The sequence below is a fragment of the Sphingobium indicum B90A genome, assembly GCF_000264945.2.
GTDB classification, from domain to species: Bacteria; Pseudomonadota; Alphaproteobacteria; order Sphingomonadales; family Sphingomonadaceae; genus Sphingobium; species Sphingobium indicum.
The window spans coordinates 3,632,367-3,654,322 of record NZ_CP013070.1; the positions used below are offsets into that span (position 1 = coordinate 3,632,367).

The window sequence follows — 21,956 nt, forward strand, 5'->3', positions numbered from 1 at the left end:
GATGCGATCCGGCCTCTCCCTGATGGTCGGCTGAACGGTGCCGGCGTCGGTCAGGGCATCGCCTTGCTGCTCAGAACGGGTCTGACGGATCGTCAGCCGAAGCGGCCTTCGGGCGCCAGCGCGATGAACTCGTCGACATAATAAAGCTGGTGCGCGTGGAAAAAGTGGAGCCGCGCGCCTACCGTGGCGTGGATCGCCCGGCTGGCCGCCTCGAACGCTGGCCAGTCGGTCCACCACAATTGGGCATAGCCGTCCCAGGGCAGATCGGGCAGGCGAGGCCCCGCGCGCATGTTCAGTACATAGCCGGCGAGTCCCGGCTGATTGGCCGCTTCCTTGGCGTGGACGGTCCGCCACTCCCGGAAGAACTGGTCCTCGGTCGTGCCGGGATTCCGTCCGACCAGGCCGATGCGCTTGGCGTTGCCTGTTTTGGGGTAGGGAATCCGGATGGGCACTTCCCGCGTGAACAACCCCATCGGATCGCCCGCCGCAAAGCGCGGCAGGTCGTCCGCCAGCGCGCCGATCAGCTGCTCGTCCGCAGCGCCAAAGGCATGAGTGTACGCCGCCTCGTCCGCGAACCACATTTCGATGATGCCGTCATGCGGGGCGTCCGGCGATCGTTCGCGGATCACCCGGTTGAAAATGAGGCCGCGCAGACCCTTCAGTCCGAGCAGAAGCGGCGCGCGTTCCTTCTCCCAATGGGCGAGGAAGGCGTCCGGCGTCATTCCGGGCGCGCGCCGGAGGAATTCTGTGCATTTGAACAGACGGCCATCGGGCGCGGCGGCCAGGAGGCGGCCGGGCAAGGCGCCCGCCAGTCCCGTCGCCAGCGCGCCGCCGATCAGCGCCCGACGCTCCATCCCATGCCGCATGCTGTTCACGCCCACTCCTCAGCCGCCCACTTTCCGACGTTTACACTAATGACCTAATTTATTAGCTTATCAAAAGCATCCTGGCTAGATGCCCTCTGACCCTTGGGCAGCGTGGACAAATTCGAGCATCGCCCCGGCTAAGTGATTTAAACGGAGAGCGGACCTCTTTAATCCTCCCCATCGGGAGATGGGGAGGGGGACCGGCCGAAGGCTGGTGGAGGGGAAGGGGCACGACCTCCGATTTCCCCTCCACCACCGCTTTCAGCGGCGGTCCCTCTCTCCACGCTGCGCGCAGGGAGGATTGACGCTCACCATTGGCCATTCGCCGATATTTCGAATTTGTCCATGCGGCTTAAGAGTCTTCCAGGGATTGGAAGCTTGCGCGGCGAGATGTCCTTGCGCTTGGCGCCTGCGCCGCCATCCCGACTTCGATGCTCTCCGCCGCCGCTGCGGCACCCACCTATATGGGCAGCATTATATGTTCGTGACGCAGGCATGTCTTCGTGCCGCCCAGACGCCGCAGGCTGAAGATCATGACGCTGATCTCGCGCCGCCCGGCGTGACGCGTGAGGATTTCGTGTAGCTGCGCTATGGTCCACCATGTTTTCGTCCCTCTGCCCATCTGACTGGTGGGTCGACTCGCTGGAGAATGATTGACCAGCTCATAAAGTATGATAGACTGACCTATAGAAAATAAAACCGGAAACACAGAGAGGGCTCTTAATGCGGTATCGCCTTTTGACTGCGTCGGTGTCCGCCATCGGCATCGCGTCCTTCCTCGCTGCCGCGGCGGGCGCGCAGACCGCGCCTGCGACCGCCGCGGCGCAGGATGCCGCCCCTGACAAGACGCAGGACATCAACGCGCAGGACATCGTGGTCACTGGCTCGCGCGTTGCGTTGAGCGGGTTCCAGGCCCCGTCGCCGACCGCCGTAGTCGGCTCCGAGGTGATCGATCGCCGCGCGGCCACAACGGTGATGTCCGTGCTGAACCTCAACCCGGCCTTCAAGCCGACGCGCAGCCCCGGCGCCAACGCGACCAATACCGGCAGCCCGGCCCAGGCGACGGCCGACCTGCGCTCCCTGGGCGGACAACGCACGCTGGTGTTGGTGAATGGCAGTCGCATGGTGCCGTCATCGCCCGCCAGCAAGCTAGGCGTGCCCGTCACGGTGGACCTCAACCTGATCCCCACGCTGATGGTCGATCGGGTGGAGACGGTGACGGGCGGCGCATCCGCCCAATATGGTTCCGACGCCGTGTCCGGCGTCGTGAACGTCATCCTGAAGAAACACTTCACCGGGCTCGAGGCGCGCGCCCAGGCGGGCATATCCGAGGAAGGCGACTATGCGACGCAGCGCCTGGGTTTCATCGCGGGCACCAGCTTCGCGCAGGATCGCGGCCATGTCGTCGTGAGCGCGGACTATGAGCGCAACAGCGGCGTCGGCGACATGTACACGCGTGACTGGGGCCGCAAGGAATATCAAATCTATAGCAACTCCGCCTACAGGACGAACGGTCAGCCGGCGCTGATCCTGACGCAGGGGGTGCACAATAATCTGGGCGCGGGCGGCAGGATCACCGGCCCGGCCGGCTTCTCGCTGAACAAATACACCTTCAATTCCGATGGCAGCGTGCGACCGTTCGATTCCGGCATCCTGTCAAACGGGACGACGCAGATCGGCGGTGAAGGACAGTCGATCGCGCGCGGCACCAGTCTTGTGCCCGCGCTGCGCCGTTTCACCACCTACGCGCACGCCGAATATGAGTTCGGACCCGCCCTTACCGCCTATGTGGAGGGCGGCTATTCGCGGTCGAAGGGCATATTGAGCGGGCTACCGCCGCGCTACACCTCCGTGACCATCAAGGACGACAATGCGTATCTGTCGCCGGCCGTGAAGGCGGCGATGGCGAAGGATGGGATCACCAGCTTCACCATGTCGCGGATCGGCTATGATTTCGGCAATGTGAAGACCGAGGCGGTGAACGCGACGCGGCACGTGGAGGTTGGCGGCAAGGGCGAGCTTGGCGGTTCCTGGCACTGGGACGCCCATTATTCCTACGGCCGGAACAATTATGACGGCTATAGCTTCAACAACACCATCAGCGCCAACGTGCCCCTGGCTGCGGACGCGGTCTTCAACAGCGCGGGCAAGATCGTCTGCCGTTCGACGCGCGACGTGAATCCCAACAATGGCTGCGTGCCGCTGAACCTGTTTGGTGCAGGTTCTCCATCCGCCGCCGCCATCAGCTATGTCAACGGCACCGGCCATACGACAGTCAAATATATCCAGCACAGCGCGGCGGCGAACCTGCGGGGCAATCTGTTCTCGACCTGGGCGGGGCCAGTCTCGGCCGCGGTCGGCATCGAATATCGGCGCGAAAGCGAGAATGTCGGCGCCGATCCGATCGCGGCGGCGAACGGCTTTTCGTCCACGGGCAACGCCGTCCCTTATCGCGGCAGCTTCGACGTCAAGGAAGCCTATGTCGAGGCGATCGTGCCGCTGGCGAAGGACAAGCCCTTCCTGCGTTCGCTGAACATCAACGGCGCGGCTCGCTTCGCCCATTACAGCACGGTGGGCGATCAGGTGACCTGGAAGGTCGGCGGCGTGTGGGAGCCGGTGGACGGCCTGCGCCTGCGCGTCACGCGGTCGCGCGACATCCGCGCGCCGGCCATCTGGGAACTCGCCAGCCCCGGCAACTTCGTGACCAACACGATCACCGTGAACGGCATCACCAAGATCATTCCGCAGAATGTTTCGGCCGGGAACCCCGACCTAAAGGCCGAGAAGGCGGATACCTTCACCGCTGGCGTGGTCGTCGAGCCGGGCGGATTCCTGCGCGGGCTGCGCGCCTCGGTCGACTATTACGACATCAATCTGAAGGGTGCGATCACCAACTTGTCCGGCCTCAACGTCGCGTCGCTCTGCACGCTCGGCCAGCAGGAATTCTGCGGCCTGTTCACGTTCGATGCAGCCGGCAATCCCACCAGCCTCACGGCGCCGGCCCTCAACGTGGGTTCGTTCCGGAACAAGGGCCTGGATATGACGCTGAGCTATGGTTTTCCGCTGGGGGAAGGCCGGGTGAGCATCGCGGCGAGCGGCACCTATGTCTTCAACGCGCTGGTCGACCCGGGCACCGGCGCCGGCGCGATCGAGCGCGTGGGCGAGATGGGCCAGGCCAATCTCGGCGCGATGCCGCGCTTCCGCGGCAACTTGGCCGTCACCTATACGCGCGGGCCGTTCTCGATCACGCCGCAGTTAAACTTCATCTCGGCGGGCAAGCAGGACAATATCTACAACACCACGCCCGCGCTGACGATCAACGACAACCATGTGCCGGCGTTCGCCTATCTCGACCTGGCCGGCTCGATCGACGCGACGGAGCAGTTCCGGTTCTTCTGGTCGATCGAGAACCTGCTGGACAAGGATCCGGCGCCGACGCCCTACGCGGTGCTGAACGTGCCGACCAACGGCATCTGGTACGACAAGGTCGGGCGGCGCTTCATGGCGGGCGTGCGCGTGCGGCTGTGAGCATCCAGGCAGGAGGAGCAGCGATGTCGGAGCTACCCGCGAACAGGCGTCCCGGTGCCGTGATCGGGCGGCGCGAACTGCTTGCGGCGGGGGTCGCGGCGCTGACCGTGCCGGCGGTGGCGCGCGCGCAATATACGCGCATGCCGCCCGGCATCGCCAAGTCCCTGACCCTGCTGATCCGCAAGCCGGGCGCCACGCATGAGGAGTTCATGCGCTATTGGCTGGGGGTGCACGCGCCGATGGCGCTCAAGATTCCGGGCATGCGGGGCATGGTCTGCAACGAGGTGCTGGGCCCCAGCCGGGGGCGGAACGACATACCCGGCGGCACGCCGATCCTGATCGACGGGGTCGCGGAGTCCTGGAAGCTGGAGAGCAACTCGCCAAGCAATCCCGACGCCCCGCGGGAGGCGCGCGCCTGGTATAGCGACGGGCCGTTGTTCGTCGGCGAGATCCAGGGCTATCGCGTCACCGAAAATGTGATGGTGCCGGTGAAGCGGGGCGGCAAGGGGCTGTTCTCGCTGCTCCAGCGCAAGCCGGGCACGACCCACGCAGCTTTTGTCGACCACTGGCTCCGCGTGCATGGCGCGATGGCGAGCAAGGTGCCGGAAGTCGCCGGCCTGATCCTGAACGAGGTCGTGGCGCCGGCCAGGCGGAGCGACATCCCGCCCTTCAGCCACGCGCTTGGCGAGGTGGATGGCATCGCCCAGTCCTGGCACAAGGATCAGAGCTACCGGGGCGTAACCTCGCCCGAGGCCAAGGCCTGGTACGCCGACGGCGCCGCGAGCATAGGGTTCGCGCGTGGCTATTACACCCAGGAGCATGTGGTCATCGATCCACATCCGTAATCGATAGACTAGCTCGATAACTTATTTGCGGTGGCCGAGCGGCCAGGTCTCCGGGGAAGGCGACGAAATGACCGAACAGCTGATATTCGACGCGGAAATGCTGGCGCGCGCGCGCGCGCTGGGCGCCGCCACACTGCATGAGGCGGCCGGACGCATCGGGGCCCTGCCGTCCGCGATCAAGCCCGTCGCGCCGGACATGCGAGTGGCCGGGCCCGCCTATACGGTAGTGGTGCCGATGCTCGACAATCTGTGGATTCACCGCGCGCTCTATCGCACCGAGCCGGGCGACGTCCTGGTGGTCTCGACCAGCGGCGGGATCGAGGGCGGCTATTGGGGCGACATATTGAACGAGGCGGCGATGGCGCGGGGCCTGGCGGGGCTGGTGATCGACGGCGGCGTACGCGACACCGCCCGCCTCGCCGAAATGGGCTTCCCGGTCTTCTCGAACGGCATATGCATCCGAGGCACGATCAAGGGTTTCGATGTGCCGCCCCGGCTCCAGCAGCCGATCGCCATCGGGCAGGTGGTGATCGCGGCCGGCGATCTGATCGTCGGGGACCGCGACGGCGTGGTCGCCATCCCCGCCGCTGAGGCGGCCAACGCCGTCGCGCGCGGCCAAGCGCGGGAACTCGACGAGGCCGCGAAGATTGCGCGCATCCGTGCCGGAGAGAGGACGCTCGACATCTACGGCTTCGACGAGAAGTGATGCGCAACGGCTCACCGTGCGGCGATTGACACGGTTCTAAAAAGTCAATAAACTGCCTTATTAGCAGATGAGTCACTCACTGCGCGAAAAAGAAAACACATATCCGCAGGTCGCGGTAGGGATTGGAATAGCCTCGCCTCTTCAAGGATCTTGAACGGGGACGGCTCGGTCGCGCTGAATGCGGCGCGTGGGCCCTTTTGCGAGCGCGTCCGAGAGTTCCTGACCGCGCCCCCGGTAAAGGGAGCTGAGGGAGGTCATGATGGCGAGAGGTGTCGAGGCTCTTCGGAGCATGCGTCCGTGGCGGCTATTGAGCACGTCCAGTCTGGTGCCGCTGGCGGCCACCGGGAGTTTGGCGCTGGTGACGGCCGCCCAGGCCCAGGGTGCTCCAGCCCAGGGCGCTCCGGCGCAGGCCGCGGCTCAGCCCACCGCGAGCGATATTGTCGTCACCGGCACGCGCATCTCCGGCTTCACCGCCCCGACGCCCGTCACCGCCATCAGCCAGGCGCAGTTGCAGGAGAAGGCGGTGCACACCGTCTCCGAACTGTTGCAGGATATCCCCCAACTGCGCATCAACCAGAATGTCGGCAAGTCGAGCGAGCCGGTCGGCGCGAGCACCGCCGATCTGCGCGGCCTCGGCCCGCAGCGCACGCTCGTGCTGCTCGACGGCCGCCGCCTGCCGCTGACCGATCCCGCGGGCACGATCGACACCAATGTCATCCCCACCGCGCTGATCAGCAATGTCGAGATCGTCACCGGCGGCGCGTCGGCGGCCTATGGTTCGGACGCGGTGGCCGGCGTCGTCAACTTCACGCTGGAGAGGAACCTGGAGGGGTTCCGCGGCGACCTGTCCTATGCGCAGACCAAATATGACGACTTCCATCGGCCGGCGGTGTCGCTCGCCTATGGCCATGGCTTCATGGACGACCGGCTGCATGTGGAAGCCGCCTTCGACTATCTACGCAATTCGGGCCAGACCAGCCAGGCGTCGCGGCCCTGGGGTTCGCATCGCACGGCGTTGCTGACCAACCCGAACTACACGGCCACCAATGGCCAGCCGCGCCTGATCATCGCCGATAATTCCACCTTTTCGCAGATGACGCCGGGGGGCGTGCTCGGCCGTACGTCGGGGCTCGCGCTCGCCAGGCTGCTCGGTTTCCCCACCGGCACCGGCGTGCAATTCGGTCCGAACGGCCAACCCGTTCCTTTCAACTACGGCACGAACGTCGGCGGCACCTACATGACCGGCGGCGACGGCGGCAGCTTCGAGGATGGGGGCAATCTGCTGCCGATCCTGAAACGCTATACCGGCTATGGCCGGATCGATTTCGACTTGACGCAGGACATCAAGCTGTTCGGCGACTATCTCCAATCCCGCACCGAGACCCGGAGCGATCTCACCGCCAATTATGACAATGGCACGCTGACCATCAACGCGGACAACGCCTATCTCCCTGCTGCCCTGAGGTCGGCGATGGCCGCTGCCAATATGAGGAGCTTCGCCCTTGGCCGCCAGCAGCTTGAGGATGGCACGGCTTTCTTTTCCACGCGCACGACGATGCGGCGCGGCGTGATCGGCGTCGAGGGCAAGGTTGGCGGCTGGAGCTGGGATGTTTCCGGCCAGATCGGCAGCACCCATTACCGGCAGGACAGCACCAACAACCGCATCCAGACGCGCTTCTTCAACGCGGTCGACGCGGTCATCAATCCCGCCACCGGCCAGCCCGTCTGCCGCGTGACGCTGCAGAATCCGGGGAGCAGCAATCCCGACATCAGCGGGTGCGTGCCGGTCAACCTGTTCGGCGCGGGAGCGATCAACCAGGCGGCGCAGGCCTATTATCTCGGGAACAGCTGGCAATCCTCCGTGCAGCGCGAGAAGGTGTTCTACCTGAACCTGAAAGGTTCGCCCTTCACGACCTGGGCCGGCGATGTCTCACTGGCGGCGGGCGCGGAATATCGCACCGAGCAGACCGTGCTCACCTCCGACCCCGACTCCGCCGCGGCGCGCTGGCGCTCGATCAACGCCCAGCCCTTTTCGGGCAAGTATAATGTCAAGGAAGTCTATGGCGAGGTGGTCGTGCCGCTGGCGCGCGACATGGCCTTCGCCAAGAATCTGGAGTTGAACGGAGCGGTGCGCTACACGGATTATTCCACCAGCGGCGGCGTGGCGACGTGGAAGGTCGGTCTGAATTACGCGCCGGTCAGCGATATCCGGTTCCGCGGCACGATCTCCCGCGATATCCGCGCGCCCAATAATTATGAACTGTTCTCCCGCGGCAATCAGGTGATCAGCCAACTCGTCGACCGGCCCAGCAATGTCTCCGGACAGGTGCTGCAGGTGACGAGCGGCAATCCCGACCTGAAGCCGGAGAAGGCGGACACGCGCGCCATCGGCGCCGTGTTCCAGCCGGGCTGGCTGCCGGGCTTCCGCATGTCGGTCGATTATTATTCGATCAAGATCAAGGACGCGATCTCCACCGTGTCCGGCCAGAACATCGTCGATTTCTGCTTCAACGGCCAGACCGTCTATTGCGCCAGCGTCGTGCGGGATGCATCGGGCAGGCTTACGCGGGTGAACGTCGTGCCGTTCAATGCGCAGTCGCAGAAGACATCGGGCATCGATTTCGAGGCGATGTACCGTTTCCCGCTCAGAACCTTCGGCGAGGGCACGATGACCTTCCGCGTGCTGGCCAATTATGTGGCCGAACTGAAGACGATCGCCAATGGCGTGACCAATGACTATGTGGGCCTCGCGGGTGTCTCGCCGCCGCCGCTCGGCGTCCCCCAGTGGCGCTTCAACGCGGAGGCACGGTACCAGATCGGGCGCGCCAAGCTGGGCGTGACCTACAGTTTCATCGACGGCGGCAAATATGACACCCGCTTCAACGTCACCACGCTCGACCTCGACAACAACAATATTCCCAGCCGCGGTTATGTCGACCTCGACGCGAGCTACAAGCTGACCGAGAATTTCGACATCTATGGGCGGATCGACAATCTGTTCAATGTCGCGCCGCCGATCGCGCCGAACGCCATCGTCCAGCCGCAGATCGCGAACTCGCCCTTCTACGATACGCGCGGCATGTTCTGGACATTGGGGGTCCGTGCGCGGTTCTGAGCGGGGAGCCGCCCCGCTTCCGGGAGCTAGCGCCGCCCGGACTTGTGGGCGTCGGCGATGCGCTCGAAAGCCCGGACCTGCGCGTCCGTGTCGATCAGATGATCGAGCCCCAGTTCGCGGGCGCGCTGGAGGCGGTCGCGGCCGCGCTCGACTTGCGCCCTGTCCAGCACATTGCCCATCGCCCATAATATGTCCCGCCGGGACCGCGACATCCGGCCGAGTGCCTTGAAGGTGCGGGCGCAATGATAGCGCCGGCATATCGCGGGCGCGCGCTCGTGGATCGAACAGCCGGTTTCCGTCAGATAAACGCAATGCCCGGTCGCGGGATCGCGTTTCAGCGCTGGGACGCGCTGACCCGGATAGAGATCGCTCGCGATATATTCCCAGTCGAAATCCTCCAGCACATCGCCCGCCTCGGGGCGCAGGATCACCTGCTCGTTGAAGCAGCAGAGCGTGCAGCCGTCACACGGTATGGCATTGGCCGCGAACCGGGGATCGGCTGGCGGCGTCGCCGTCACGCGCCCGCCGCCCTGGCGAAAGGCGCCTCGGTGGCGGGATTGACCGCCCGCCGGGTGTCCGCGCCCTCGACCGGCGCGCCGTCGATCGGCAAGGCGAAGCCGGTCATCATCGTCCTGCTCGGATAGGCGTGCCGTAGATGGCGAAGGGACCGGGATCCTGTCCAGCCAGCGCTGGATCGGTGCGATAGCGGAGCTTGCCCGCGACCGCCCAGGAGGTCTTCCCCAGCGCCACCGCCGAGGTCGTGCCGGTGCGGCCGCCGGGGAGCGGGGAGAGGGTCACCGTGTCGCCCTTGACGGTCATGAGCGTGATCCCGCCCTGGTCGCCCGCCTCGGCGAGCAGGAAGCGGCCGCGGCCGATATGGCGCAGGCCGTCCGGACGGTCGAGCTTGCGGGGCGGGATGAGTTCGACCAGCGGACGCGCGCTCCCATCGGCGTTCGTGCCGGTGCGGAACATGCGGCCGGACGTGACGCTGGTCACGTAGAGCTGGCCGTCGTCGTCGAAGGCGATGCCGTCGGCGCCCGCCAGGCGCGGATCGGCGATCCAGACGTCGGCCTTGTCCCCGCGCACGCGGATGATCGAGCCGCGCAGCGTCTCGGCGACATAGGCGGTGCCGTCGGGCGCGACCGCGAAGTCGTTGCACAGCGACCGGGAGGCGCCAGGGGTGGGAATATTCCTGACCGGCGCGCCGCTCTTGAGGTCGAACAGGCGGATCGCCGCGGCGCGGTCGCGCGCCTCGGTCGGGTCGCTGCGTCGGCCGTTGGAGCAGACATAGAGCAGGCCATGCCTGTCGTCCGCGAACACGCCCAGCACCGACACGAGTCCACTGCTGTCCGGCGCGATGAAAATGGTGGCGGCCTTGTCACCGGGCCGGGCGCGCCAGATCGTCCCATTGCCCGCGCTGCCGACGATCAGCGTGCCGTCGCGCGTCGCGGTGATGCTTTCGGGGAAGACGCGCGGCTGGGGGATTGCGATTTCGGGCGGAGGCGGGGGTGAGGGCGGGGCCGCCGCCCCAAGCAGCCCCGCCGCCACCGCCAGCCCCATCCATCGCGCCCGTCGCATGCCTCGTTCCTCGTCCTCAGGCGGGGGTGAAACCCATCCGCAGATTGTCATGGCGGAAAGTCAATATCCGCGCGCTCCATGGTGTCGTCGCGGCCTCGCGCCACTGGGCGCCGGTCACCACGTCCAGGTCGCGCAGGTGATAAAAGGCCGCGTAGCTCGGCTGGCTTGTCGAAGCGCGGAAGCGCCGCGCGGCGAGCACGCCGTCCACCGCCCTGAAGCGCGGCACATGCTCGGTATCGTACCAGTCGTTGAACTCCTCCTCGTGCGCGCCGTCGATGTTCATCCAGTTCACGAGCAGGCCGCCCGCGTTCCTGGGCGCCGGCTCGTCGCCGGGCAGGATCTGGATGCCCGACCAGCGCCATGCGCCCGCCGCCCCGGCGAGGTCCGTCTTCGCCGCGCTGTCGGCCAGCAGCATGTGGCGCGGTCGGCCCGGCTCCCCCGCCCGGCTGGACATGGTCCGGCCGACCCATGGCATCGGCGCCAGCGCGTCTTGGGGAAGGGACAGGCCGTCCGCCCCCGCGTCGGGCGCACCCATCACGAAGACGAGACCGAGGCTCAAGCGAAGGCCTTGCGGTAGATCCTGCGGGCATTGCCCTCGAAGATCTTGGCCTTGTCCTCGGCGGTGAGGAAGTCGATGCTCTCGATCACCGGCTTCAGATCGTCGAGGTCATGGCCCCAATGGGGATTATGGACCGATCCGGTGCCGGGCCGCTCGGTGCCGAACAGGCAATTGTCGGCGCCGACCACCTGAAAGAGCAGCTCCAGCCCTTCCCTGGAATAGAGGCAGGTGTCGAAATAGAGCTGGCGCAGTTCCTGGTCGAACTCGCGGCCGCGCCGCCAAGCGCCGGCACGGAAACGCCCGATCTGATAAGGGATCGCGCCGCCGCCGTGCGAGATGACGATCTTCAGCGTCGGAAAGTCCTTGAATACGTCCGACTGCAACAGCGACATCACGGCGATGCTGCCCTCGTTGATGAACTTCAGCGTGTAGCTTTCGCGTGGGTGGCAGCAGCCGGCCGAATGGATCAACGCAGGCACGTCCAGCTCGACGAGCTTCTCATAGAGCGGGTACCAGAAGCGATCGCCCAGGCCCGGCGGGGGCAGGGCGTCGCCCTCGGTGGGATCGGGATTGAGGATGCAGCCGATGAAGCCAAGCTCCCTGACGCAGCGCTCCAGCTCCTCGACGCAGTTGGCCGGGCTCTCGGCGCGGAACTGCGGCAGGCCGGCGACGCCCTTCAGCCGATCCGGAAACATCTCGACCTGCTGGTGGATCAGGTTGTTGCAATAGCGCGCCCAGTGCAGCGGCACGCCCGCCGGTCCCAGCGAATGCATCTGGAGATAGGGGCGCGGCGACAGGAACTGGACGTCCGTGCCTACCTGGTCCATCTTGGCGAGCAGGCCGCGCGCGGTCTTCTCAGCCACCTCCGCCGCCGGCAGCTTCGCGGCCTGGGGCGGATTGTTGCGGGCGCCCGTGAGCGTCGCCATCTTCGCATAGTCGGCGTCGGTCATCACTATATGGGCGTGGGCGTCGATGATCATGCCGCTTCCTTTGCTACCGCCAGGGCGTCGAGTTGGATGAGGACCGCGCCGCGCAGCGTCGCGATCTGGGTGTGGCGCGCCGGCCGGTGGGCCGGATCGGGATAATGTTCCAGCCAGGACGCGTTGATCGCCTCCCTGGCGCCGTCGTCGCGGACATGACAGGTGATCTTCACCACGTCTCCCATGTCCATGCCGGCCTCGGCCAGCACGAGCGCCAGGTTGCGGAAGCAATTGGCGGCCTGCCCGGCGACATCCTCCGGCATGACGCGCGTTTCGCTATCCCGGCCCATGATGCCGCCGGTGGCGAGGATCGGCCCGATCCGGCAGGCGAGCGGGATCGGCTGGGGATGGCCGATCGATTCGATATTGATGCTGCGTTGGCGCATGGCTTCCTCCACTCAATGCCACTCGGCGAAGCAAACGCCCGTGCCCGTGCCCGCTTCGGTGCGGTAGCAGGGCAGATATTCCGACCAGGCGAGGTCGAGATGTTCGCACGCGCCCGCCGTAGCGATCCAGTTGCGGATTTCCGAGCTGCCTGAATTGAGCTTCGCCCGATCCATGCTGGTGAGAGCGGCGACATCCTTGGTGCGGATCGCTTCGATCAGGCCGCGGTCCAACTCCTCGTCGACCACGAAATGGCTGAGGCCGCCCGAGGCGATGACGCCGACCTTGATGTCCTCCGGATAGCTCTCGACCGCCCGGCGTATCGCCTGGCCGAGCGCATAGCAACGGCGCGGCGTCGGCTGGTTGGGCGCATAATAGGTGTTGAGCGCCAGCGGCACGATCGGCAGCGGGTTGGCCTCGTCCATCAACTGGCGGTGGACGAAGCCGAAGGCATGGCCCTCGCCCTCGCCGTCGCGCAGCCGGTTGGCGGTGGAGATGTCGAATTCATCATCGACCAGCCGGGCGATCATGTGGCGCGCAAGCCCGGCGTCGACCGGGAAGTCGGTCTCGCCCTCGTCCACATAATAGCCGCCGCGCGCGTTCTGCCACCATTCGAGCGGGTTGGGATTGCCCTTGTGGCGCGGGTTGTTGCGGATCGTCTCGCCATAATAGATGAGGATGCTCGGCAGATTGTCGTTGGTGTAAAGCTCGGCCTGGTCGTCGCCGATGACGATCAGCGTGTCGATGCCGGAGGCGACGATCGCCGCCCTGATCCGCTCGACCCCCCGCTTGGCGGCGCGCATGCGCTCGTCGAGCAGCGCGGGCGTGATATGGTCGCGCAGCGCCTTGTCCGCGCGTTCCAGCAGCATGGCATAGGTCGCCGGACGCCCTTCCTTGTCGAGGAACTTGCCCGGAATGTCGCGCTCCTCGAACCGCGCCCAATCGCCGTCGCGCATGTTGAGCATGGGGGTGTGCGAGGAGCCGAGACCGTGAGTAAGCCGTGCCATCATCTATCTCCGAGGATCATGCCGTCGCCGGTGCCGGGCCATGGAAGCGGCTGACGATGAAAATACAGGCGGCGGCGACCGCCGCGACCACCGCGAGCGCGGCGTAGAGCGGCAGCAGCCCGCCGCCCGCGCCAAGGACGATGCCGCCCACCAGCGGCCCCGCGACCGCCCCGAAGCGGCCGAAGCCGACCACGAAGCCCACGCCGGCCGCGCGCATCGTCGCCGGATAATAGCGCGTCGCGTTGATCATCAGGCCGCTGAACGCGCCTTGCGCGAAGAAGCTGATCACCGGCGCGATCGTCAGCATCATATAGGGATCGCCCGTGTTCAACCCGAACAGCAGGAAGGATGTCGCCGCGCCGGCGAAATAGATCGCCGTCAGCCGCGCCGCGCTGACGATCGCCGAGAAATAGCCCATCGACAGGTTGCCGAGGATCGAGAAGATGCTGGTGAACGTGCCCGCCAGCAGCGCGAGGCGCGTCGGCAGGCCTGCATCGTCCAGCACCTTCGGCGTCCAGCTCAGATGATAGAAGCCGACGACCGAATAGCCGAGCGATGCCACCCAGAGTAGTACGCTGCCCGCTATCATCCCCGGCCCGATCAGATCGGCGATGCGCGTCCGCGCCCGGCCCCCGCCGGTGATCGCCGGCAGCGCGTCGAGCGGCTCGACGCCCAGGCGCCGGCGGACGCGGTTGACCCGCTCGAGCGCGCCGCGCGGCTGGGCGGCGAGCAGGAACTGCATCGATTCCGGCAGCCAGAGGAACACGGCGACGAGGATGACGAGATTGAACAGGCCGCCGACGATGAACAATATCTGCCAGCCATGATCGGCGACGAACCAATAGCCGATCTGGGATGCGAAGGTGACGCCGAGCGCATAGCAGAGGTGCATCACCGAAAGGAAGAAATTACCCCATTTGCGGTTCGCATATTCGATGACCAGCACGTTGAGATTGGCCATCAGCGAGCCCACGCCGATGCCGGTGAAGAAGCGCAGCGCCAAGAGTTCATGGACGCTGCCGGCCGCCGCGCTGAGCAGCATGACCACGGCGTTCAGCGCCAGCGCGGAAAGCAGGATCGTGCGCCGCCCGAACCTGTCCGCCTGCGGCGCCACCACGAACGCGCCCACCGCCATGCCGATCGCGGTTGAGGCGAACAGCACGCCCAGCATCCGCGGGTTCACTGCCCAGGCGTGGCTGATCACCGGCGCCGCCTGGACCAGGGTGGCGAAATCGAGTCCGTCGGCGATGTTGACGATGCAGCACAGGAGGACGATTGCTATCGAGAAGGCGTTCATCGGCGCCTCGGCGATCACGCTTTCTCCTTTGGACATCTGCGACATATCCGCTCCCTCTTTTGCCTTTCAGGCTGTTACCATCAAAAAGATCATAATGATAGTCTATATGATGATATAAGGTGTATCAGAGGCCCAGCTCGGCGAGAATTTCCTTGTCATGCTCGCCGAGGAGCGGCGGCGCGCGCCGGTACGCCACCGGCGCGTTCCGGAATCGCATGGGGCTGGCCAGCATGGCGAGGCGGCCCGACACCGGATGATCGAGATGCACGAGCATCTCGCGATGCCTCACTTGCGGATCGGCCAGCACGTCCGGCACGGTGTTGATCGGCGCGCAGGGCACGCCCGCCGCCTCCAGCCGGGCGACCCAGCCCTTCATCGTATCCGCCGACAGGGCGGCGATCAGTGCGGGCATGAGTTGGTCGAGATTGCGGACGCGATCGCCATTGGTGAGGAAGCGTGCGTCCTCGATCAGTTCCGGCCGCCCGATCGCCTCGCAGAACTTGGCATATTGCCCGTCATTGCCGACGACGATCACGACATGGCCATCCGCGCAGGGGAAGACATCCTGCGGCTGGATGTTGGGGTGGCGGTTGCCGGCGCGCATCGGCGTCTTGCCTGAGACAAAATAATTCTGCGCCTGGTTGCAAAGCGACCCGACCGCCACGTCGAGCATGCCGATATCGATATATTCGCCTTGACCCGTCTCATCGCGGCGCGCGATGGCGGCGAGCACGGCGATCGCGGCATACATGCCGGTCATCAGGTCGACCACCGGCACGCCCACCTTCTGCGGGCCCGCGCCGGGAAAGCCGTCCGCCTCCCCGGTGACGCTCATCAGCCCGCCCATTGCCTGGATCATGAAGTCATAGGCGGCCTGGGAGGCGCGCGGACCATCCTGGCCGAAGCCGGTGATCGAGCAATAGACAATGTCGGGCTTCACCGCCTTCAGCCCTTCATAATCCAGCCCGAATTTGGCGAGGCCGCCGGTCTTGTAATTTTCCAGCACGATGTCGGACCGGGCGGCCAGCGCCTTCACCAGCGCCTGCCCCTCTGGCGTCGCGAGATCCGCGCGGATCGAGCGCTTGCCCCGGTTGCAGGCAAGGAAGTAGCCGGCGTCGCCCCGACCGCCATCAGCGCCCGGCAGGAAGGGCGGACCCCAGCCGCGCGTGTCGTCGCCGCCTTCCGGCCGCTCGACCTTGGTCACGTCCGCGCCGAGATCGGCGAGGATCTGGCCGCAAAATGGACCTGCCAGGATACGGCTGAGGTCGAGCACGCGCAGATGCGAAAGGGGGCTGGCCACGAAAATCCTTCCTGTCAATCAATCCAGTGCGAGTCGGTTCGCGACCGCGCTGGGCCGCGCCTCGAAGCGGTCATGCCAGGCGGCGAGCGCGTCGCGGCCCTGGCGCCAGGCGAGAAAGGAGAAGCGCAGGTCGAGATAGGCCAGCGCCGAGCCGGCGGCGATCTGCCCGAGATCGAGCGCGTCCGGCCAGCGGCTCGCCTCCGCCTCCAGCGCGTCGAGCGCGACCCGCGCCTTGAGCGCATAGGCCGTGTGGAACGCGGCGCTCTGCTGCTCCTGCGGGCGGATGCGTTCTTGCCGCCAGAGCAACAGCGCGTCGAGCATGCCGTCGACCAGCGCCTGCAGGCGCAGCACCTCGAATCGCGCCCACCCCTCTTTCGGGAGAAGGACGGGCGCGGGCTGGAGGATCGTCAGATACTCGCAGATGACGGCCGAATCGTGGAGCATCGCGCCATCCTCCAGCTCGAGCATCGGAATGGTGCCGAGCGGATGGCGTTTCATATAGGCGGTGTCGGGGTTCAGCCGCTCGACAACGGTGCGCTGGCGCCGAATCCGGGCGTCGAGGCCGCATTCAGCGATCACGATCGCCACTTTGCGGACGAAGGGTGATTTCGGACTCCAGTGCAGCAGCACGGGCCATGGCAGGCCGACCTTCGGCGCGCGCGCCGTTGCGTTTTCCGCGTCCCTCTGAGCCTCGATTCGGATCATTAAGCTATTACACTGTCCTTATGTGTGTTTGTCAAAGGCTCACGCACCGCACCGGCAAATGCGGAATGCGCACGGTTGCTCTAATCCAATTGGCTGCTATAAACACCTAATGCTGCAAGACACAGAGAACACAGGAGGCCCCCTCGGCGCAGATGGAACGGGGATCCCCCGCTATCTGCAGCTCAGTACATTGTTCCGGCGCATGATCGCGTCCGGGGAGTGGCAGGTCGGTTCCCAAATTCCAACGGTCGAGGAACTGGCCGCCGAATATGGCGTGGCGCGCGCCACCGTCCGCCAGGCGCTCGGCATCTTGAACGGCGAAGGCCTCATCGAACGCTATCGCGCCAAGGGCACCTTCGTTACTTATCGGCCCCAGGAGCAACTCTGGTGCGAGGTCGAGACCGACTGGTCGGGACTTTTGCGCTCGCGTTCCGGCGCGACCATCGAGCTGCTCTCGGAGGAAACCGGCCACCAGCCGCCGAACATCATCCAGAGCGATGGCGAGCGCGCGCGCAGCTATCGCCGCTTCCGCCGCCGTCATTGGCGGGAGGGCAAGCCCTTCCTGCTGGCCGACACCTATCTCGACGAGGCGCTCTGCAAGCGCATCTCGCATGAAGATCTGGTGACGAAGACGGCGCTTAGCCTGGTGGCGGACATCCGCGGCCTGAAGATCGCCGGCGCCAGCCAGACGCTGACCATCGGCGCGGCCGACGTGCTGACCGCAAAGGGGCTCCAGGTGCCGCTCAACGTGCCCGTGGCTTATGTGCATCGCACGGTGATCAGCGATAGCGGCCGGCTGGTGATGGTGTCCGACGGCACCTATCGGGGCGATGTCGTCCGGCTGGACATCAAGCTCAAATAAATAGGGAAATTCCGCGAAAACACGCGGATATACCAGGGTGGCGCAAATTATTATCGACATAGGCCATAAAGATGGCCTATGAGGTTTTTGCCTCGGCCGACGGACGTTGTTCGGGGCGGCTGAACAAACAGCCATAACTGCCTACCCAGAGTGGAGAGCGTAGTGCCGCGCATTCCGTTTCCTGAATTCGCGACCATGAATCCCGCCCAGCGCGCGGTGTATGAAGCGATCGTGAGCGGCCCGCGCGGAGGGCTGGTCGGCCCGCTCCGCGCAGCGCTGCACAATCCCGAACTTGCCGACAAATGGCAGCGGTTCGGCGAATTGCTGCGCTTCCGCACCTCGCTCACCAAGCGGCATAGCGAGCTCGCCATCCTCGTGACGGCGCGTGTCTGGAACTGTTCGTTCGAGTGGTTCCAGCATGAGCCGCATGCGCTGGCGGCAGGCCTTCCCGCCGGGATCGTGAACGCGCTCCGCATGGAGCAGAGGCCGGATTTCGACGATTCGGCCGACGAGGCGATCTACGAATTCACCAACCAGCTTCAGCGCGACCACTCCGTCACCGACGCGGCGCACCGCGCCGTCCAGGCGGTCTACGGGGTGACGGGCGTAGTCGAACTGGCTCTGTTGCAAAGATTGGCGGCAGTCAGAGGTAGGCTGTCGCTCTGCGCCGATCAGGCGGCTGCTGCGAAATGGTGGTTGAGCATGCCCATGGCCTCCGTCAGCGCCGAGGGCCCAATGCCAAAAGCTCTCTCCACAAGGCGCACCTCGCCCCTGATGCCGGGCTGCAGGCACCAGGGGCGAGCCTGTCCTTTGCGCAGGGCTCGCATGACTTCGAATCCCTTGATCGTGGCATAGGCCGTGGGGATCGATTTGAAACCGCGCACCGGCTTGATCAGTATCTTGAGCTTTCCGTGATCGGCCTCGATCACGTTATTGAGATACTTCACCTGCCGGTGGGCCGTCTCCCGGTCCAGCTTTCCTTCGCGCTTCAATTCGGTGATCGCTGCACCATAGCTCGGCGCTTTGTCGGTATTGAGCGTGGCAGGCTTTTCCCAGTGCTTCAGGCCTCGCAGGGCCTTGCCCAGGAACCGCTTCGCTGCCTTGGCGCTGCGGGTCGGCGACAGGTAGAAATCGATCGTGTCGCCCCGCTTGTCGACTGCCCGGTACAGGTAGGTCCACTTGCCCCGCACCTTGACGTAGGTTTCATCCAGGCGCCAGCTCGGATCAAAGCCACGCCGCCAGAACCAGCGCAGCCGCTTCTCCATCTCCGGGGCGTAGCACTGGACCCAGCGATAGATCGTCGTATGGTCGACCGAAATGCCGCGTTCCGCCAGCATTTCCTCAAGGTCGCGATAGCTGATCGGATAGCGACAATACCAGCGCACCGCCCACAGGATCACATCACCCTGGAAATGGCGCCACTTGAAATCCGTCATCGTTCCGTCCGTCCAATCTCCGCCAAGCATGCTCAAGCTTCACGATTTTTGCAACAGAGCCGGCGCGCGGATCCTGTGGTGCACGCCCGTGTTTGGCCAGGCCGTGGGCACTCAACATATCGATGAGATTCTCGCGGTCTGGTATCCGACTCACAAAACCTTCCTCGATCTTTCGGATGCGCCCGGGGCTAAGGAAAGCTACCGCCTGAGAGGCGCCTGCGTGGCCTACGCCGTCATCCATCGATGCTCCGGCAGCAACTCTCCGCTCGACGGCAATGGCTAGAACGATTCCTCGATTGACATGATATTCATCATGCGATATGCATCGCCGACCGGGCAGACCAGAAAATCGCTCAAGGAGAATATCGATGAGCCTCGGCGCAAAGCCATTTGGCGAGAAGAAATTCATTGAGATCAAGGGCCGGCGCATGGCCTATATCGATGAAGGGACCGGCGATCCGATCCTCTTCCAGCACGGCAATCCGACGTCGTCCTATCTGTGGCGCAATATCATGCCGCATTGCGCCGGGCTGGGACGGCTGATCGCCTGTGACCTGATCGGCATGGGCGATTCGGACAAGCTCGATCCGTCGGGGCCCGAGCGTTATACCTATGCCGAGCATCGTGACTATCTCGACGCGCTGTGGGAGGCGCTCGATCTCGGGGACAGGGTTGTTCTGGTCGTGCATGACTGGGGGTCCGTCCTCGGCTTCGACTGGGCCCGCCGCCACCGCGAGCGTGTACAGGGGATTGCCTATATGGAAGCGGTCACCATGCCGCTCGAATGGGCGGATTTTCCCGAACAGGATCGCGATCTGTTTCAGGCCTTTCGCTCGCAGGCGGGCGAAGAATTGGTGTTGCAGGACAATGTTTTTGTCGAACAAGTTCTCCCCGGATTGATCCTGCGCCCCTTAAGCGAAGCGGAGATGGCCGCCTATCGCGAGCCCTTCCTCGCCGCCGGCGAAGCCCGTCGACCGACCCTGTCTTGGCCTCGCCAAATCCCGATCGCAGGCACCCCGGCCGACGTGGTCGCGATCGCCCGGGACTATGCCGGCTGGCTCAGCGAAAGCCCGATTCCGAAACTCTTCATCAACGCCGAGCCGGGACACCTGACCACGGGCCGAATACGCGACTTCTGCCGCACATGGCCAAACCAGACCGAAATCACGGTCGCAGGCGCCCATTTCATCCAGGAGGACAGTCCGGACGAGATTGGCGCGGCGATTGCGGCGTTTGTCCGGCGATTGCGCCCAGCATAATCCGGAACCGGCTCATTTTCTAAGATCCGAACAAACCACAGACGCGGCGACGCCGATCACCCGCGCAGGACAATAGGAGAGACCGACATGAGCGACGACATTTTTGGCTCTGTTGCAAAGATTGGCGGCAGTCAGAGGTAGGCTGTCGCTCTGCGCCGATCAGGCGGCTGCTGCGAAATGGTGGTTGAGCATGCCCATGGCCTCCGTCAGCGCCGAGGGCCCAATGCCAAAAGCTCTCTCCACAAGGCGCACCTCGCCCCTGATGCCGGGCTGCAGGCACCAGGGGCGAGCCTGTCCTTTGCGCAGGGCTCGCATGACTTCGAATCCCTTGATCGTGGCATAGGCCGTGGGGATCGATTTGAAACCGCGCACCGGCTTGATCAGTATCTTGAGCTTTCCGTGATCGGCCTCGATCACGTTATTGAGATACTTCACCTGCCGGTGGGCCGTCTCCCGGTCCAGCTTTCCTTCGCGCTTCAATTCGGTGATCGCTGCACCATAGCTCGGCGCTTTGTCGGTATTGAGCGTGGCAGGCTTTTCCCAGTGCTTCAGGCCTCGCAGGGCCTTGCCCAGGAACCGCTTCGCTGCCTTGGCGCTGCGGGTCGGCGACAGGTAGAAATCGATCGTGTCGCCCCGCTTGTCGACTGCCCGGTACAGGTAGGTCCACTTGCCCCGCACCTTGACGTAGGTTTCATCCAGGCGCCAGCTCGGATCAAAGCCACGCCGCCAGAACCAGCGCAGCCGCTTCTCCATCTCCGGGGCGTAGCACTGGACCCAGCGATAGATCGTCGTATGGTCGACCGAAATGCCGCGTTCCGCCAGCATTTCCTCAAGGTCGCGATAGCTGATCGGATAGCGACAATACCAGCGCACCGCCCACAGGATCACATCACCCTGGAAATGGCGCCACTTGAAATCCGTCATCGTTCCGTCCGTCCAATCTCCGCCAAGCATGCTCAAGCTTCACGATTTTTGCAACAGAGCCGGTCGATCTGCAACGCGATGCGCTCACGGCCGCTGGTGTCGATCAACGGCACCTCTACTCCGACAAGGCTTCCGGTGCGCGCGACGATCGCGCCGGCCTGAAAGCCTGCCTCGACTACATGAACGCCGGCGACACGCTGGTTGTCTGGAAGCTCGATCGGCTCGGCCGCTCGCTGCCGCACCTGCTGGCGATCGTCACCGACCTCAAGGAACGCGGCATCGCCTTCCGGTCGCTGACCGAACAGATGGATACCACCACGCCGCATGGCGAGTTGCTGTTCTCGCTGTTCGGCGCGCTCGCCCAATACGAGCGAGCGTTGACGCGGGAGCGGATCATGGCGGGCCTGGCCGCCGCAAAGCGGCGGGGCCGACAAGGTGGACGACCGCCGACGATCGCCGCGGAAAAGATGCAGTTGATAGTTGCCGCTCTGTCCAATGGGGCCAGCAAAGCGTCGGTTTCTCGCACGTTCAGCGTGCCGCGATCAACATTGACGGACACGTTGGAGCGGATCGGGTGGTCAGCGCCGGTCAAGGATACGCCTTGA

21 protein-coding genes are annotated in these 21,956 nt (G+C 65.0%); 8 read left to right on the plus strand and 13 right to left on the minus strand.

Translation table 11 applies throughout. The features are described 5' to 3' along the window. Nucleotides 1–92: 92 nt before the first annotated feature. A complete protein-coding gene (locus SIDU_RS17560; RefSeq protein ID WP_007686822.1) occupies nt 93–866 on the minus strand; it encodes an EthD family reductase in 774 nt (257 codons plus the stop codon). Between the two features lie 723 nt (nt 867–1,589). Between SIDU_RS17560 and SIDU_RS17565 the strand changes: the two genes are divergently transcribed. The 4 genes from SIDU_RS17565 (at nt 1,590) to SIDU_RS17580 (ending at nt 9,060) form a co-directional block, all read left to right on the plus strand. Then, the gene (locus SIDU_RS17565) at nt 1,590–4,394 is read left to right on the plus strand and encodes a TonB-dependent receptor domain-containing protein (RefSeq protein ID WP_007686821.1); all 2,805 of its coding nucleotides are present in this window, start codon (nt 1,590–1,592) and stop codon (nt 4,392–4,394) included. 23 nt (nt 4,395–4,417) lie between these two features. After that, nucleotides 4,418–5,239, plus strand: a complete 822-nt coding sequence (locus tag SIDU_RS17570) for an EthD domain-containing protein (protein ID WP_007686819.1) — start codon at nt 4,418–4,420, stop codon at nt 5,237–5,239. A gap of 67 nt (nt 5,240–5,306) precedes the next feature. Then, on the plus strand, nt 5,307–5,945 hold the full coding sequence (locus SIDU_RS17575) for a 4-carboxy-4-hydroxy-2-oxoadipate aldolase/oxaloacetate decarboxylase (RefSeq protein ID WP_007686817.1): 639 nt from the start codon (nt 5,307–5,309) through the stop codon (nt 5,943–5,945). A 307-nt stretch (nt 5,946–6,252) separates the two neighbouring features. Further along, nucleotides 6,253–9,060: a TonB-dependent receptor gene (locus tag SIDU_RS17580; protein WP_037508946.1), complete on the plus strand. Its 2,808-nt coding sequence runs from the start codon at nt 6,253–6,255 to the stop codon at nt 9,058–9,060. Nucleotides 9,061–9,086: 26 nt separating this feature from the next. Here SIDU_RS17580 and SIDU_RS17585 read toward each other — a convergent pair whose 3' ends face one another. From SIDU_RS17585 to SIDU_RS17625, 9 genes are all read right to left on the minus strand, one after another. After that, nucleotides 9,087–9,578, minus strand: a complete 492-nt coding sequence (locus tag SIDU_RS17585) for a YkgJ family cysteine cluster protein (RefSeq protein WP_007686813.1) — start codon at nt 9,576–9,578, stop codon at nt 9,087–9,089. A gap of 106 nt (nt 9,579–9,684) precedes the next feature. After that, the gene (locus tag SIDU_RS17590) at nt 9,685–10,638 is read right to left on the minus strand and encodes an SMP-30/gluconolactonase/LRE family protein (protein WP_007686812.1); all 954 of its coding nucleotides are present in this window, start codon (nt 10,636–10,638) and stop codon (nt 9,685–9,687) included. A gap of 16 nt (nt 10,639–10,654) precedes the next feature. Further along, nucleotides 10,655–11,197 carry a DUF4286 family protein gene (locus tag SIDU_RS17595; RefSeq protein ID WP_007686810.1) on the minus strand — a complete coding sequence of 181 codons (543 nt, stop codon included), beginning with the start codon at nt 11,195–11,197 and terminating at the stop codon, nt 10,655–10,657. Beyond that, complete coding sequence (locus SIDU_RS17600; RefSeq protein WP_007686809.1) at nt 11,194–12,177, minus strand: amidohydrolase family protein; 984 nt, start codon at nt 12,175–12,177, stop codon at nt 11,194–11,196. The genes SIDU_RS17595 and SIDU_RS17600 overlap by 4 nt, the downstream gene beginning before the upstream one ends. Further along, a complete protein-coding gene (locus SIDU_RS17605; protein WP_007686807.1) occupies nt 12,174–12,563 on the minus strand; it encodes a RidA family protein in 390 nt (129 codons plus the stop codon). The genes SIDU_RS17600 and SIDU_RS17605 overlap by 4 nt, the downstream gene beginning before the upstream one ends. Nucleotides 12,564–12,575: 12 nt before the next feature. Continuing rightward, nucleotides 12,576–13,526, minus strand: a complete 951-nt coding sequence (locus SIDU_RS17610) for a DODA-type extradiol aromatic ring-opening family dioxygenase (protein WP_007686805.1) — start codon at nt 13,524–13,526, stop codon at nt 12,576–12,578. A gap of 58 nt (nt 13,527–13,584) precedes the next feature. Next, nucleotides 13,585–14,901, minus strand: coding sequence for an MFS transporter (locus SIDU_RS17615; RefSeq protein ID WP_233431853.1), 1,317 nt, complete (start codon nt 14,899–14,901; stop codon nt 13,585–13,587). Between the two features lie 88 nt (nt 14,902–14,989). Beyond that, nucleotides 14,990–16,165: a CaiB/BaiF CoA transferase family protein gene (locus SIDU_RS17620; RefSeq protein WP_007686802.1), complete on the minus strand. Its 1,176-nt coding sequence runs from the start codon at nt 16,163–16,165 to the stop codon at nt 14,990–14,992. 18 nt (nt 16,166–16,183) lie between these two features. Next, nucleotides 16,184–16,870 (minus strand): glutathione S-transferase family protein, encoded by a 687-nt coding sequence (locus SIDU_RS17625; RefSeq protein WP_007686800.1) that lies wholly within the window; start codon nt 16,868–16,870, stop codon nt 16,184–16,186. A gap of 109 nt (nt 16,871–16,979) precedes the next feature. On the opposite strand from SIDU_RS17625, the gene SIDU_RS17630 reads away from it, so the two are divergent. Next, nucleotides 16,980–17,732 (plus strand): GntR family transcriptional regulator, encoded by a 753-nt coding sequence (locus SIDU_RS17630; protein WP_257787143.1) that lies wholly within the window; start codon nt 16,980–16,982, stop codon nt 17,730–17,732. Between the two features lie 141 nt (nt 17,733–17,873). Here the strand turns inward: SIDU_RS17630 and SIDU_RS20310 are convergent, their stop codons facing one another. Then, nucleotides 17,874–18,362: a hypothetical protein gene (locus SIDU_RS20310; RefSeq protein ID WP_335682218.1), complete on the minus strand. Its 489-nt coding sequence runs from the start codon at nt 18,360–18,362 to the stop codon at nt 17,874–17,876. Nucleotides 18,363–18,403: 41 nt separating this feature from the next. After that, entirely contained in the window at nt 18,404–19,168 is a 765-nt protein-coding gene (locus SIDU_RS17640; protein WP_001389365.1) for an IS6-like element IS6100 family transposase, read from the minus strand. A 28-nt stretch (nt 19,169–19,196) separates the two neighbouring features. Between SIDU_RS17640 and SIDU_RS17645 the strand changes: the two genes are divergently transcribed. After that, nucleotides 19,197–19,451, plus strand: coding sequence for a hypothetical protein (locus tag SIDU_RS17645; protein WP_007682112.1), 255 nt, complete (start codon nt 19,197–19,199; stop codon nt 19,449–19,451). 85 nt (nt 19,452–19,536) lie between these two features. After that, nucleotides 19,537–20,427, plus strand: a complete 891-nt coding sequence (gene linB / locus SIDU_RS17650) for a haloalkane dehalogenase (RefSeq protein ID WP_007682110.1) — start codon at nt 19,537–19,539, stop codon at nt 20,425–20,427. A gap of 159 nt (nt 20,428–20,586) precedes the next feature. On the opposite strand, the gene SIDU_RS17655 is transcribed toward linB, so the two are convergent. After that, complete coding sequence (locus tag SIDU_RS17655; RefSeq protein WP_001389365.1) at nt 20,587–21,351, minus strand: IS6-like element IS6100 family transposase; 765 nt, start codon at nt 21,349–21,351, stop codon at nt 20,587–20,589. Nucleotides 21,352–21,419: 68 nt separating this feature from the next. Here SIDU_RS17655 and SIDU_RS17665 point away from each other — a divergent pair, with 68 nt between their 5' ends. Beyond that, nucleotides 21,420–21,956: a recombinase family protein gene (locus SIDU_RS17665; protein ID WP_051184012.1), complete on the plus strand. Its 537-nt coding sequence runs from the start codon at nt 21,420–21,422 to the stop codon at nt 21,954–21,956.

What these genes read in the sequence shown, in the direction of transcription:
- SIDU_RS17560 (WP_007686822.1), bottom strand. Translation starts at nt 866, where the DNA reads ATGCGGCATGGGATGGAGCGTCGGGCGCTGATCGGCGGCGCGCTGGCG.
- SIDU_RS17565 (WP_007686821.1), top strand. Translation starts at nt 1,590, where the DNA reads ATGCGGTATCGCCTTTTGACTGCGTCGGTGTCCGCCATCGGCATCGCG.
- SIDU_RS17570 (WP_007686819.1), top strand. Translation starts at nt 4,418, where the DNA reads ATGTCGGAGCTACCCGCGAACAGGCGTCCCGGTGCCGTGATCGGGCGG.
- SIDU_RS17575 (WP_007686817.1), top strand. Translation starts at nt 5,307, where the DNA reads ATGACCGAACAGCTGATATTCGACGCGGAAATGCTGGCGCGCGCGCGC.
- SIDU_RS17590 (WP_007686812.1), bottom strand. Translation starts at nt 10,638, where the DNA reads ATGCGACGGGCGCGATGGATGGGGCTGGCGGTGGCGGCGGGGCTGCTT.
- SIDU_RS17600 (WP_007686809.1), bottom strand. Translation starts at nt 12,177, where the DNA reads ATGATCATCGACGCCCACGCCCATATAGTGATGACCGACGCCGACTAT.
- SIDU_RS17605 (WP_007686807.1), bottom strand. Translation starts at nt 12,563, where the DNA reads ATGCGCCAACGCAGCATCAATATCGAATCGATCGGCCATCCCCAGCCG.
- SIDU_RS17610 (WP_007686805.1), bottom strand. Translation starts at nt 13,526, where the DNA reads ATGCTCAACATGCGCGACGGCGATTGGGCGCGGTTCGAGGAGCGCGAC.
- SIDU_RS17615 (WP_233431853.1), bottom strand. Translation starts at nt 14,901, where the DNA reads ATGTCCAAAGGAGAAAGCGTGATCGCCGAGGCGCCGATGAACGCCTTC.
- SIDU_RS17625 (WP_007686800.1), bottom strand. Translation starts at nt 16,870, where the DNA reads ATGATCCGAATCGAGGCTCAGAGGGACGCGGAAAACGCAACGGCGCGC.
- SIDU_RS17630 (WP_257787143.1), top strand. Translation starts at nt 16,980, where the DNA reads ATGCTGCAAGACACAGAGAACACAGGAGGCCCCCTCGGCGCAGATGGA.
- SIDU_RS17640 (WP_001389365.1), bottom strand. Translation starts at nt 19,168, where the DNA reads ATGACGGATTTCAAGTGGCGCCATTTCCAGGGTGATGTGATCCTGTGG.
- SIDU_RS17645 (WP_007682112.1), top strand. Translation starts at nt 19,197, where the DNA reads ATGCTCAAGCTTCACGATTTTTGCAACAGAGCCGGCGCGCGGATCCTG.
- linB (WP_007682110.1), top strand. Translation starts at nt 19,537, where the DNA reads ATGAGCCTCGGCGCAAAGCCATTTGGCGAGAAGAAATTCATTGAGATC.
- SIDU_RS17655 (WP_001389365.1), bottom strand. Translation starts at nt 21,351, where the DNA reads ATGACGGATTTCAAGTGGCGCCATTTCCAGGGTGATGTGATCCTGTGG.